Raw genomic sequence first — 13,020 nt, 5'->3', positions numbered from 1 at the left:
ATGAAGTCCTTATTTAGCAGGAATGAAACAATTTAAATTCAAAGGTTAAGGTAGTTGGTGAACTATTTCGCAGCCAGCGGAGCAAAAAACAGATACAAAAAACAACAGAATGTGTGTACTGATGATTGTTGGAGGGGGAGGTAGTATTGTTGAAGGCCGAGTATTTCTATGAAAATACTCTTGCTTTTATTTTGCTATGGACATTTGGCTTTACGACCATGGTTAGCACTGCTGTCTCTCTATGGCTGCTTAAGAAGCAGCCCAGGGCATATCGGAGAGGAATCTGCCCTGGGAGGTACCGGTGTCAGGCAACGGCATCCAGCTCAGAAGTAACCAGAGTTCCCCTCAGGGAATGGGGCAGAGCCTCAATAATGTCCACCTGTGCAAAATGGCCGATCAATCGGGGGTCCGGGCAGGAGAAGTTGACCACCCGGTTGCACTCGGTGCGCCCAGACAGTTGTCCCGGGTCTTTTTTGGAGTAACCGGTGACCAGAATTTTCTGACGGCTTCCCACCAGGCGTCGGCTGATCTGGCTGACCTGCTGGTTAATGCGATTCTGAAGAATCTGCAGGCGCTGCTTTTTGATGTCTTCGGTGACATCGTCCGGCATGTCAGAGGCGGGCGTGCCCGGACGTTTGCTGTAGATAAAGCTGAACGACGCATCAAAGCCCACTTCAGCGATGAGATTCATGGTGTCTTCAAAATCCTGATCTGTTTCACCGGGGAAGCCCACAATAAAATCAGACGATAGTTTCAGGTCAGGGCGAACTGCCAGCAGCTGGCGGATTTTTTTCAGATAATCTTCTGCGGTGTGCTCCCGTTGCATCAATTTCAGGATGCGGTCGGAGCCGCTTTGTACCGGAAGGTGAAGATGGCTGACCAGCTCGGGGACTTCTCCATAGACCTGAATCAGGCTGTCCGAAAACTCCAGGGGATGTGAGGTGGTAAAGCGGATCCTGTCGATACCGTCAATGGCCGCAACCACGGTGATCAGTTCAGCCAGGTCACAAGTGGAGCTATCGTGCTTTTCGCCCCGGTAGGCATTGACGTTCTGGCCCAGCAGGTTGATTTCCCGAACGCCTTTTTCAGCCAGCCCGAAGCATTCGGCAATCACATCGTCCATGGGTCGGCTGATTTCAGCCCCCCGGGTATAAGGGACAATGCAGTAGGTGCAGTATTTGTCACAGCCTTCCATGATGGAGACAAAGGCAGAAGGCCCATCGACACTGGGTTCGGGCAGGCGGTCAAACTTTTCGATTTCCGGAAAGGTGACGTCCACCACCGGGATATGGTCAACCTGGGTGACATCAATCATCTCCGGCAACCGGTGCAGGGTTTGTGGGCCAAACACCACATCCACCTGTGGGGCCCGCTTGCGGATTTCCTCACCCTCCTGGCTGGCGACACAGCCTCCGACCCCGATAATCAGGTTCGGATTTTTCTCTTTGAGCTTTTTCCAGCGACCCAGCTGATGAAAGAGTTTTTCCTGGGCTTTTTCCCGCACCGAACAGGTGTTGACCAGCACCACATCGGCCTCTTCAGGGTTATCCGTCAGCTCCAGTGTGTGGGTTTCTCCGAGCAGGTCTGCCATGCGGGCAGAATCGTACTCGTTCATCTGGCAGCCGTGAGTCTTGATATACAGTTTTTTGCTCATTTCACACTACTTAAACGATCCAAAGGCAGCTTTCAGCACCGGGGGCGACGAAGACTGCATGTATCGCTCATGCTGTTTCGTACTGATCTTATTGATCAGGTCTGTAGAGAAGGACAGGCCCGTTGCCCATAAACGAGCCATTATAGCCACCCTCACTGTTCGAGGATAGTCAGTCTGTCTGCGGGGGCTGCAGGGATTTCAACCGGGTTCTGGTGGTGAATGCCCGCACTTTGTCGGAATGAACGGATGCCCGGTGGGGCTTTGCCATGAAAAATCCTTTGCTTTCGCGTTTTTCATGGGTAAGAGGTGAGGAGGGTACACACTCTTTTGCCCTTGCTATAGGCATTCAGGCACTGGAATAAAGACTTTAATCAGGGCAATGGGAAGTGGCTTTATGGTATGATCCCCGGCGTTTTTTAATTGACAGGGCCGGGGTGAGGTAAATCCCGGGTTGTCTGGTATCGGTGATAGTAATCAATGGCGAAAAACCCCGTATTCCGTGTGATCTTCCAGAACCAGGGCGAAGTGTTCGAAGTTTATGCCCGTCAGATCTTCCAGAGTGAGCTCTGGGGCTTTATTGAAGTGGAAGAGTTCGTGTTTGGTGAGCGCAGCCAGCTGCTGGTGGATCCGGGCGAGGAGAAGCTGAAAGCCGCTTTTGACGGGGTCAAGCGCAGCTACATTCCCCTGAACACGATTATCCGCATTGATGAAGTGGAGAAGGAAGGGGCAGGCAAGGTCAGTGAGGCCAAGGGAGACAATATCAAGCCATTCCCCACAATGCCTCATTTGCCGGGTCGGGATGGTTGATTAACAGGATGCTTCCTTTTTGAACGATAAGCGAATGAGCGATCTTATTTCCCCAATTGATACAGGAAGGATCGCTTATTCGCCCTTTTCGACTGCTGGAATGCAGAAAAGAACGGCCGATAGAAAGCTTATCTTGTTGATTTAGCAGAGCTAATGATTATGGATAAGCCGACTGGCAGTGGATTCCATCCCTCTTATCTGGAAGGAGTTTCTGGAGGTGACCATGCCAGACGTTCGGAGGAAGGGGCGAAAGCGGGAGAGGAGGGGGATAAGGAAGATAGCGCCTCAACTTCTATTTATCATCGAAAGTCTAACCCATTAACGCCTCCCGGGGGCTCAATAGATGTTCAGAGTGCTGAACGGCTGGCTCAATGCAAGGCAAAAATTGAAAGGGCATTTTCCTTATATGGCGAGAACCATCCGCAGATGGGAAAAAAGACGCTTAATGATTTTCTGAAGAATGTGTTTGTTGGGATTGGCACAAAGAAAAAAAAGAATGTAATTTTTGATCAACTCAGTCAAAGTGCAAAAATCAACTATTATTTGGGCGCACTGTTATTGTCAAGGTTTGTTGGGAAAGAAGGGCGCGACAAAGGGTTAAATAAGGTGTTGTCTCAATTGCCGGAATCGGTTTTGGAGCGACATCTTAGAGCCGTTGAACTGTATTATGAACTTTCCAAGGAAGGTGCTCTTGATGTTGATAAAGTCCAGGAGCTTTACGGGCTGTCAGGAGAAACGGGGTTTTTTCCAGGAATCTGGCGTCTGATTAGTCTGTCCATTAAACCAGGGGGGCAGTGCCTGATCTCGCCACTCAGGGCATTTAACCTTCTTAGTGACCACCCCACTAATTTTACCCATAAAAATCTGATGCAGATTTTTGCCAGATCAGTGACTGACCTTGTTGTCATGCAGCAGGTTCAACTATCGGGGCAGTTGAATGAGTGGCAGCATGCCTTAGCTTTGATCTCACCAGCACTGACAGGAGATGCTTCTTCCCTTTTGATGTTTCCACCACTAGGGGAGAATGCATTTCCTTCGGATGTATATAGGAAGATATGTCCCCTGTTTAGGTATTCCAATGAGCTCAGGCAACTGGAAGGTGCAGGAAAAGACCAGATAGAAAGTCGGTTTAAGCCTGCAGACAGCCATATCTTAAGGCGAGCAGAGGCTCGAAATCCAGGAAGAAAAAGTCGTCGAATAAGGGACGCGATTGCTTCCAAAGTTGTGCCTGAGCTGGGCGCTTGGGAATCGCTTTTTGAGCAGCATGATCAAGGGAGGATTCAGGGACTCTCGGAATATAAGCAGGGAATTATAGGGGTGGTTCTTGCTTTGACCTATAAGTATGCAGAAAAAGAAGGTGGCTCGCTGATTAAATCGGCATCACATTTAAAACAGGCGGCTGTGCTTTCGAATCTTCCACTGTTGTACATGGATGCGGGTGAAATCTTTATGGGCTATGGATGCTACAAGGAAGCTATAGAGTGTTTTTCCAGTCTTCGAAGTGCCCCTCGCCTGCACCCTTCAATGCAGGATGAACTGGATGAGCTTACTGAGTTGTGCCAATTGAAAGAAGGTGAGCGGGAAGCTCTGCAGGCCGCTCTTGAGTTACAGAATGAACCCCAGGAGCAGAGGGTTTCACGGAAACGGCGAAAGAAACCGAAAGCTTCCGGGATTCCAGCAAAAAGACCTTCGTTGTCCGATGAAATTGAAATGAAGGGGCTTAGTCTAAGTGATACTGCTGGTAGGTTGATGCCCTCAGCGGGGGTAGCTACAGAAAAAACAGAAGCGGGTCCATCAGCCCTTTCGACCCCTTATTACGAAGAGACAGAAAAAAAAGCGGAAGAAAAACGAGAGCACCTGTTAGATACGTTAGGAAAAAGTGAGATGGAAGCGGAGCCGCTTCCTTTTTCTGGAGAATCAAAGGCATTTGATCAAAGCCAGAGCCAGGCTCAAGCGCCCCTTGATACAGAGATTTTTTTTCCCCCCTTGGGGGGTTGGCTGCCAGACGATCACCCTGAAATACAAAGATTTCTCTGGGAGATCCGGCAGTGTCGTGATCGCCAGGATCTACAGGGTGAGAAAAAGTGCCTGGATGCCTGGTTAAAGAAGGGGGGGAAGGCCTATGGGCGTGTCTGTGAGGAGGCAGGATGGTTTTATATTCGCCAGGGAGGCCTGCCTCAGTCACCGGTTGTTCTCGAGAGGGATGATGTCCAATCCCGGGAGCAGCTTTTCCGGTTTGCAGGGCATTGGCTGTCGAAGTCCCTTGCCTGCCTTCTGCAGAGGCCGGTTCAAAAAAATATCAGTGTGTCGGGGTTGAAGTTATTGATTGATGATGCCTACAAGAGGCATCCTGAATGGAAGGAAAACCCTGAGTTTCGCAAAAGGCTTCGGTCACTCTGCTCGAGTTATGGTCATGTACAGGAAAGGCTGGCGGGTATTACTCATGGCAAGGCCCGGTTCACCCATGATGAGCGATCTCACCAGTATTATCAGCTGAAAAGGGTTGCCGATCCTTTTTATAGCCCTGCTCCTCCTGTCCGGGTGGGTTCAAAAATAGAAGTGGTTTCTCAGGAAGAGGCGGTCAGGCGGGGGCTGAAAAAGTCATGAGACTGTATTTTTAAGCCTTTCGACCGGCCTTCTTTACAGTGCCTCTTCTTCCTCCTGGTCTGATGAGGGGTAGCTGTTCTTCAGGGCGAAATACAGGCCGCTGCTGAACAGCAGGTTGCCCAGGCCGATCAAATATCGAAACAGGTCCAGCCTCAGATAGCCTGCCAGGGTTCCCTGGGTACCAATCACCAGTGCTCCGGTAAAAATACTGGCGATGGAGGCGATCATCAGCCACCTTGGCCCCGCTTCAATGGAAGAGCGCAGCAACAGGTACAGAGTGACGACCAGTAGCAATGCCAGCTGAAGGTCACGGTAAATGATTTCCAGCCCATACCAGCGGGTCGCTTCATAGACGACGCATATTCCCAGTATCAGCCGTCCCCAGGCCGGGCGGCTCCAGCTCCGAGTGGTTAAGCCAAGGCAGGCAGCGATGCCCACCAGCGGGGGGGACATGAACATGGCAACGTTAACCAGCATTTCATGGGGAGCAGACCAGGCCGGTGAGACACCGTAGCGCAGGCTGCCGGTAATGGCGGCCAGTGCCATCAGCAAAAAGCCCAGCATGGCCGCGGCAGCCGATGACCTGTGAATCCGGGCAAAGGCTTTCTGCTGCGCCATAAGGAATACCGCAAATACGCTGGCAAAGGCCAGAACGGCATCGGAAAGGGCCAGGGAACTCATCGTTTGCAAAACTGTGAAACCATCATTTGTGAGCGCTGTATCTACCGGGCTGAATCAGGACAGCGCTGAAAAGGCCTTTTCAGCCGCATTCAGGGTGGCTTCGATTTCCGCTTTACCGTGGGCGATGGAAATAAAGCCTGCCTCAAAAGCGGAAGGGGCCAGGTAGACGCCATTGTCCAGCATGGCATGGAAGAACCGGCCATACCGCTGGGCATCACAGGCCATGACCTGATCAAAGCAGCTGACACTATCCTGTTCAGTGAAGAACAGGCCAAACATGCCCCCCACCTGAGACGTGGTAAAGGGAATGCCTGCCTGGTCGGCTCTTTCCTGCAAGCCCTTAAGTAGAGTGGCTGCTTTTTCTGTCAGAGAGTCATGGAAACCATGGGTGCTGAGATTTTCCAGGGTGGCGACACCAGCGGCCATGGCCAGTGGGTTGCCGGAAAGGGTGCCCGCCTGATAGACCGGTCCCAGTGGCGCCAGGTGCTCCATGATGTCTTTGCGGCCACCAAAGGCACCTACGGGTAACCCTCCGCCAATGATCTTGCCCAGAGTGGTGAGGTCAGGCTTGACGTCATAATAGGCCTGGGCTCCACCAAGGGCGACACGGAAGCCGGTCATGACTTCGTCAAAAATCAGTACTGTGTCGTGTTGATCACACAGCTTGCGGATACCCTCAAGAAAACCGGGAGCCGGTGGAATGCAGTTCATATTGCCGGCGACCGGCTCAATGATGACACAGGCAATTTCATTGCCCATGGCCTTAAAGGTCTGTTCAGCTTCGCTCAGGTTGTTGTAAGTCAGTGTTATTGTATTTTCAGCTAGAGTGGCGGGCACTCCCGGTGAGTTTGGAACGCCCAGGGTTAACGCTCCGGATCCCGCCTTGACCAGCAGAGAGTCGGAATGGCCGTGATAACAGCCTTCAAATTTGATAATACGGTCACGCCCGGTAAAGCCCCTGGCCAGTCGGATAGCACTCATGGTCGCTTCTGTGCCGGAGTTCACCATTCGGAGCAGCTCCATGGAAGGCACTATGTCCCTGACCATTTTAGCCAGCCGGGTTTCCAGTTCCGTAGGGGCTCCAAAGCTTAATCCCGCCAGCGCCTGGTCACGAACGGCAGCAACGACATCGGGGTGGTTGTGCCCGAGGATCATCGGTCCCCAGGAGCCAACATAGTCAACCAGCTCTTTGCCATCCACATCGTAAAGGTGGGCTCCCCGGGCTTTTTTAAAGAAGACGGGTTTGCCACCGACGCCTTTGAAGGCGCGAACCGGAGAATTCACTCCCCCTGGAATAACTGTCCTGGCATCTTCAAAGAGTTCTATGGAACGTGACATGACGGATCCTTACAATGACGTTGCGACGCTGTCTATAAAGCTATGTTGGAGAACCGTGGTTAACCAGCAATGGACCAAGGTTTGGCAATCCCAGTTTTTCAGACAAGGGTTGAGTCCAATCATCACTGGCCGGAGTTGAACAGTGAGTTGAACTCCAGGGCACGGCCCTTGATATCCCGGGCAGCGAACAGGTTGTTGATCACGGCCACCATATCTGCACCGGCATGAATCACTTCGGGGGCATTATCCACAGTAATTCCTCCAATGGCTATAACCGGAAGGTCAAATCGATCCCTGGCTTCTGACAGAATGCTGATTTCAGCGGGTTCGGCGTCCGGCTTGGTCCGGGAGGGGAAGAAGCGGCCAAAAGCCACGTAGCTGGCGCCCTGGTCAACGGCAGCCTGGGCTCTTTCCAGGGAGTTGCCACAGGTAATGCCGATGATGGCATAGTCTCCCAGCCGTTCTCTGGCTGCTTTCAGGCTTTCATCCTGTTGCCCCAGGTGAACGCCATCGGCTTCAACATCCATGGCCAGCTCTACGTCGTCATTGATGAGTAGCAATGCCTGGTGCTGATGACAGAGGACTTTCAGGGCGCCTGCCTGCCTCAACCGTTTGCCACGATCCAGGCTTTTGTCTCTGTACTGCAGCACTTTCATTCCGCCCATCAGAGCCTGCTCTACCGTTTCCAGTAAAATCCGGTCATCCGGTTGCAACTGACTGTCAGTGACGCCGTAGAGGCCGTGAAATCTATGCATGAGTTTTTCCACAGAAGGGGTAGCCGGGAGAGTATACCAGTTTATGATTTTTCATCACTCTTTCTGCTCGGGCAAGGCCAAACGATCAATATTGAACCCGGGTAATAACCGTGGATCGAGTTCATTGGACAGTTCTGAAAAAGGGGGAGCTCTCCATTCTTTCATCTCATGAACCAGTCTTGTGGTCAGGCAGAATATACCCAGAGGCTTTGGGTGTATGCCATCGAAACTCATAAGATCCCTGATGTGCAGTTGACCCAAAGGAGGGCCACAGTTGAACGCTGGCTTAGTATAGAAATCGGAGAAATCCACCAGGAGCACCCTCCCTTTGCCCTGCTGCTGGTTTCTTATGTTCACCCAGTGACGGATCATGGCATTGGCCTGCTGAATAACGCTTGCACCTGGGATGTAGTTCCAGGTAGAAAAAAAGACAGGCAAATAGACCGCTTTCCTGGGAAGCAGGCTTACCACGTAATTATGTTTGTCATAGCTGTCCAGGTAGGTAATCAGTTGCTGCAATTGGTCAATCCGAAAGTTTGCCTGGTCCGCACTTTCCAGATCTGTCGTCCAGTCCGGGTTGAAAACGGGCCAGAACAAAACATCTACCGCAATGATGATCTCTGGAACTCCGGATTTTCTGCAGTATTCAACCTGTTTGTGAATTTCAGAAAGGGAGTAGTGCATTACAGAGAGCAGTCCCAGGAATGTCACATTGTAAAGCTGGGATGCAGGGCTGGAATCGAACATCTGGAAAGTGGAGTAGGGTTTTTGAATACGACGGAAATGTCTTTCCAGCGAGAGGGGGGCAACATAGCTTGAGATCAGCTCAGGAAAAGTGTTTCCACTGATACCCGTGGTAATACTGGCCCCAATAAATGCGACCATCTTCAGGTCTGGGAAAAAATCAGAGTCCCGATCTGTGAATGGGAAGCCCAGGATGAAAATGAGCAGGGGTAAGGCCTGGCATTGGAGCTGGGTTCTCACGTTAACAGGGGCTTTATTGAATGGGGGTTGCCGGTTCCACGTGAGAAACAGACTCATACTCTCCTTTTGATGCAAGAATACCGACAGCAGTATCCCCCACCACATTAGTGACGGTGCAGCCCGCGTCCAGAATCCGGTCAGTGGCCAGAATAATACCCATGGCTTCTATGGGCATGCCCATGGTGTGCAGCAATACGCCAGTGGTCACTGCGGCGCCACCGGGAATGCCTCCGGTGGCGATGGCCAGAAGGAATGTAGTGAAGCCCAGAGTGCCCAGTTGCAGGGTACTCAGTTCAATATGGTAGGCATTGGCAACGAACAGGGCGGCCACGGTCATGTATATGGCTGAGCCGGACATATTAATGGTGGCTCCCAGTGGGACAGAAAAACCGGCGACTCGCTCAGGTACATGAAACTTTTCCGTCAGTGTCTGATAAGTAATGGGAATACTGGCATTGGAGCTGGCGGTGGAGAGGGCAAATATCATTTGCTCCCGGGTATGGCGGATGAAGTCGAGAGGGGGGCGACGAGTCATAATCCCTGTCACCAGTGGATAAAAAACAAACAGCCATAGGGACATGATCAGCAGGCCGGTCATGACGTAGGCAAGCACACTGAGAATGCTTTGACCGTTTAGTGTGGCAGCCAGCTTACCCGTCAGGAAAAACACGCCCCATGGGGCCAGGTTCATCACCATGGAAATCAGTTTCATCATGACGCTGTTGGCCAGGGAGAAGGCTTTACTGACCCTGTGGGTTTGATGGTTTTCCAGTTTTTTTATGGCGATGCCGGTCATCACCGCCATAAACAGTATTTGCAGAATATTGCCCTCAACCACCGCCTGAAACGGGTTGACCGGAACGATGTTGACGACCATATCCAGCAGGGAGGGAAGCTCTGTGCTGGCCAGTTGTATGCTTTCATCCCCATTGCCAAGGTGTGCTCCGGTGCCAGGGGAAATCAGCAGAGCTATGGCCATGGCAGAGATGATTGCAACAACCGTGTTGGCCAGATAGAGGGAAAACGTTTTAAAGCCGAGCCGGCCAACCTGGGCAATATCTTCCAGGGCACACACGGCATGAACAATGGAAACAAACACCAGGGGCACGACCAGCATTTTGATCATGGCCACAAACATGACCCCTGCTCCATTAAACAGCCCTGCCACCAGATACTTCTGACTGAAACCATCCGGGGAGCTGAATAGCTGAATGGCTGTCCCTGTCAGCCCTCCCAGAATCAGGGCTATCAGTATCTGGCGAGCCAGGTTTCTCTGCATGACTTTCTTCATGATACAGCTTCTCCCTTTCCGCTGAATGGAGCCTCTCTGATCACTCACGGCGAACGCAGGGCATTCAAAGGTTTGATTGTGTATTCCGAAACAAGTTCCCTCCTGTCCCGGCTCTTCAGGGAAATACTGCGAATCACGGATGCTATACGACAGGGCTTGCACCCATCCTGAGTGCCAACAGGTGACCGGGATGACTCAAGTTTAGATGATTTTTCGATTTCGGGACGCGCGTCAGCCTGTTACCGGTTATATGGCTTCCAGAGCTTCAGAAAGTTTGTTGACTGCAATGACCGTCAACCCCTCAATGGGCTTTCTGGGCTTGTTCGCAGCAGGAACAATGGCGCGGCTGAAACCGTGCTTGGCAGCTTCAACCAGCCGTTCCTGGCCGTTGGCCACCGGGCGGATTTCCCCGGCCAGGCCCACTTCACCAAAGGCCACCAGGTCCTGTGGCAGGGGGGAGTCCCTCAGGCTGGATACCACCGCCAGCAGGCCTGCCAGGTCCGCAGAGGTTTCTGAAACTTTGACCCCTCCCACTACGTTGAGAAAGACATCCTGATCACTGGTGAAAATGCCACCGTGACGGGTCAGGATAGCCAGCAACATGGCCAGACGGTTCTGGTCCAGCCCGACGGTGACGCGGCGCGGGTTGCCCAGCTGGGATTCCACCACCAGTCCCTGGATTTCCACCAGTAGCGGCCGGGTTCCTTCCCAGAGCACAGAGATTATACTGCCGGAGGTGGGCTCCTGGGTGCGGGACAGAAAGATAGCAGAGGGGTTTTTTACTTCTTTCAGGCCGGTTTCGGTCATGGCAAAAATCCCCAGTTCATTGACCTGACCGAACCGGTTTTTGGTGGCCCGCATCATCCGGAAGCGGGAGTCATCGGTATTGCCCAACATAATCTGGGTATCAATAATATGCGACAGTGTCATAGGACCGGCCAGGGAGTTGTCTTTGGTGACATGGCCCACAATCAAAAGGACGGTGCCTGTCTGCTTGGCAAACCGGGTGAGGAAAGCGGCGGATTCTTTGACCTGGGCCACGCCACCGGGCACCGAGTCAACACCGTTCATATACATTACCTGGATGGAGTCAATCACGATAATGCCCGGCTTTTCCTGTTCGGCCACCGCTGCAATGTTTTCTGCAGAAGTTTCCGCCAGCATTTTAAGGCGGTCGGTGGGCAGGCCCAGCCGTTGAGCCCGGGCGGCGATCTGCTGTAGAGACTCCTCGCCAGAGACGTACAGGGCATTCATCTCCCTGGCTACATGGCAGAGCACCTGCAGCAGAATAGTGCTTTTACCCGCTCCGGGGTGGCCACCAATCAACACGGCGCTGCCTTTGACAAAACCGCCACCGAGAACCCGGTCAAATTCAGCCATGCCGCTGGAAAAACGGGGAGCCTCCGCCACATCAACGTCACTGAGGGTTTGCAGGCCGGACAGCGTGCCCGCAAAACCGGACTTATTAGTGGCGGCAATAGAAGGTGCAGCAGCAGGGCCAAGGTTGATTTCTTTATAGGTATTCCATGCCTTGCAGTCTGTGCACTGTCCTTGCCATTTGCTGGCTTCACTGCCGCACTCGGTGCAGACATAGGCTTTTCGGGATTTGGGTTTGGCCATGATGTTTTTTGAAATAAATAAAAGGGAGTGTACCTCTTTCTTATCCTGTTTGTCCTTAATCAAATTACGAATAAGAGTAAAGGGCCGGTTTTTCAGATTGTTTATTTTCTCGTTCTGTTGTTATTTACCCCTGGGGCAAGTCCACACCTTGTGACAACAGAGGTTAACAGGTTATCCATTTGCTATGAAATATCGATGGGCTATAGCTGGTTGTTACTCTTAATTGTCAAATGGTGCTGGGGTATAGATGCATTAATTAATACATTTGTACAATTTCTGGTTTCGTAAGGGGTATTTAAGAAAGGACGCTTTGGCCATATTGGTGAAGGGAGGGGGTAAACCAAGTGAAGTTATAACGGAAAGTAAAGATTGCAGTCAATGGCGATGTGGCAATAACAAATTCATTGGATATACTGGCAGGACTCTTGTCAGATTAATAGAAAAGGACAGCACCTGATCAGGGATTCTGGATGGAGGAGGATTGGTAAATACCCATTAACTTGAATAATAGAGTGTGGTGAGAATTATGTTACGGTTTTTTTTGGGTTCTTTGCAGTGGTCGAATTGGAATGGAAAGCTAAGCATTTTTCATATATGCAGCCTTCTTTCTGGTACTTTTGTAATGATTGCCCTGCTTGTTCAGAATGTATCAGCAGCTCCTTTTTCTTATAACGATACAGATGCTTTTATAGTGAATCAAAGGTTAAAGCGAAGCTATTATAGGTTTAAGAAGATCGATACAGCATGCCCGGTTACGTCGGAGGCGTGGGAAAGGAGAGGCATAGAACTTGGATGTGACAAGGTGAATGTGTTCCACTGTCTTAGAAATGAAAAGGCGCGTTTGGGTGAGATGTGTTTTGAACCAACCTGGATTCAGTCAGATTACTGCCCAGAGTTTAACGAGATTGCGGGAAAGATTGATGCAGAACCGTGTGATAAGACAAAGGGTATTTGCCCTAAAAAAACATTTTTAAGTAATGACGTTATAAGATATAGTGGCTGTTTTATAGTTAGAGATTCGCAAGATGTACCCGATGATGAAAGCCCGGATTCAGAAGTTTTGACTTTGCCTCCAGATGATGAAAGCCCGGATTCAGAAGTGTGGGTACCTGTTGTTGCAACCATAGGTACAACTTTGGTAGTTACGGGTGTGGTTGGCGCTGTTCAAATTAAGTGTTGCTCTACCCAATGTATAGAAACTTGATCTAAAAAAGCCTCCTCTGAGAAGAGTTGAGTTTTAAGAAACCTTTTCCACCCGAGGTAACGAGACAGGTATTTTGTTG

General features: G+C 51.1%; 10 protein-coding genes. 3 read left to right on the top strand and 7 right to left on the bottom strand.

Translation table 11 applies throughout. The features are described from left to right. Positions 1-304 precede the first annotated feature (304 nt). Positions 305-1,654 (bottom strand): tRNA (N6-isopentenyl adenosine(37)-C2)-methylthiotransferase MiaB, encoded by a 1,350-nt coding sequence (gene miaB, locus ACNRUY_RS11150; RefSeq protein WP_488111712.1) that lies wholly within the window; start codon positions 1,652-1,654, stop codon positions 305-307. A 477-nt stretch (positions 1,655-2,131) separates the two neighbouring features. On the opposite strand from miaB, the gene ACNRUY_RS11145 reads away from it, so the two are divergent. After that, a complete protein-coding gene (locus ACNRUY_RS11145; RefSeq protein ID WP_488111711.1) occupies positions 2,132-2,461 on the top strand; it encodes a DUF1820 family protein in 330 nt (109 codons plus the stop codon). Between the two features lie 159 nt (positions 2,462-2,620). After that, a complete protein-coding gene (locus ACNRUY_RS11140; protein WP_488111710.1) occupies positions 2,621-5,068 on the top strand; it encodes a hypothetical protein in 2,448 nt (815 codons plus the stop codon). A gap of 33 nt (positions 5,069-5,101) precedes the next feature. Here ACNRUY_RS11140 and ACNRUY_RS11135 read toward each other — a convergent pair whose 3' ends face one another. The 6 genes from ACNRUY_RS11135 to radA form a co-directional block, all read right to left on the bottom strand. After that, positions 5,102-5,749: a hypothetical protein gene (locus ACNRUY_RS11135; protein WP_488111709.1), complete on the bottom strand. Its 648-nt coding sequence runs from the start codon at positions 5,747-5,749 to the stop codon at positions 5,102-5,104. A gap of 54 nt (positions 5,750-5,803) precedes the next feature. Beyond that, positions 5,804-7,087, bottom strand: a complete 1,284-nt coding sequence (gene hemL / locus ACNRUY_RS11130; protein WP_488111708.1) for a glutamate-1-semialdehyde 2,1-aminomutase — start codon at positions 7,085-7,087, stop codon at positions 5,804-5,806. A gap of 122 nt (positions 7,088-7,209) precedes the next feature. Beyond that, entirely contained in the window at positions 7,210-7,842 is a 633-nt protein-coding gene (gene thiE / locus ACNRUY_RS11125; RefSeq protein ID WP_488111707.1) for a thiamine phosphate synthase, read from the bottom strand. 54 nt (positions 7,843-7,896) lie between these two features. Next, on the bottom strand, positions 7,897-8,727 hold the full coding sequence (locus tag ACNRUY_RS11120) for an SGNH/GDSL hydrolase family protein (RefSeq protein WP_488111706.1): 831 nt from the start codon (positions 8,725-8,727) through the stop codon (positions 7,897-7,899). Positions 8,728-8,839: 112 nt separating this feature from the next. Then, on the bottom strand, positions 8,840-10,117 hold the full coding sequence (locus ACNRUY_RS11115) for a dicarboxylate/amino acid:cation symporter (protein WP_488111705.1): 1,278 nt from the start codon (positions 10,115-10,117) through the stop codon (positions 8,840-8,842). 246 nt (positions 10,118-10,363) lie between these two features. Then, complete coding sequence (gene radA / locus ACNRUY_RS11110) at positions 10,364-11,737, bottom strand: DNA repair protein RadA (RefSeq protein WP_488111704.1); 1,374 nt, start codon at positions 11,735-11,737, stop codon at positions 10,364-10,366. 622 nt (positions 11,738-12,359) lie between these two features. Between radA and ACNRUY_RS11105 the strand changes: the two genes are divergently transcribed. Continuing rightward, a complete protein-coding gene (locus ACNRUY_RS11105) occupies positions 12,360-12,941 on the top strand; it encodes a hypothetical protein (protein WP_488111703.1) in 582 nt (193 codons plus the stop codon). Positions 12,942-13,020: the final 79 nt, after the last annotated feature.

The organism is Endozoicomonas sp. Z74 (assembly GCF_057680865.1).
The sequence above is the reverse complement of the archived record's forward strand: the minus strand, read 5'-3'. Positions and strand labels throughout refer to the sequence as shown.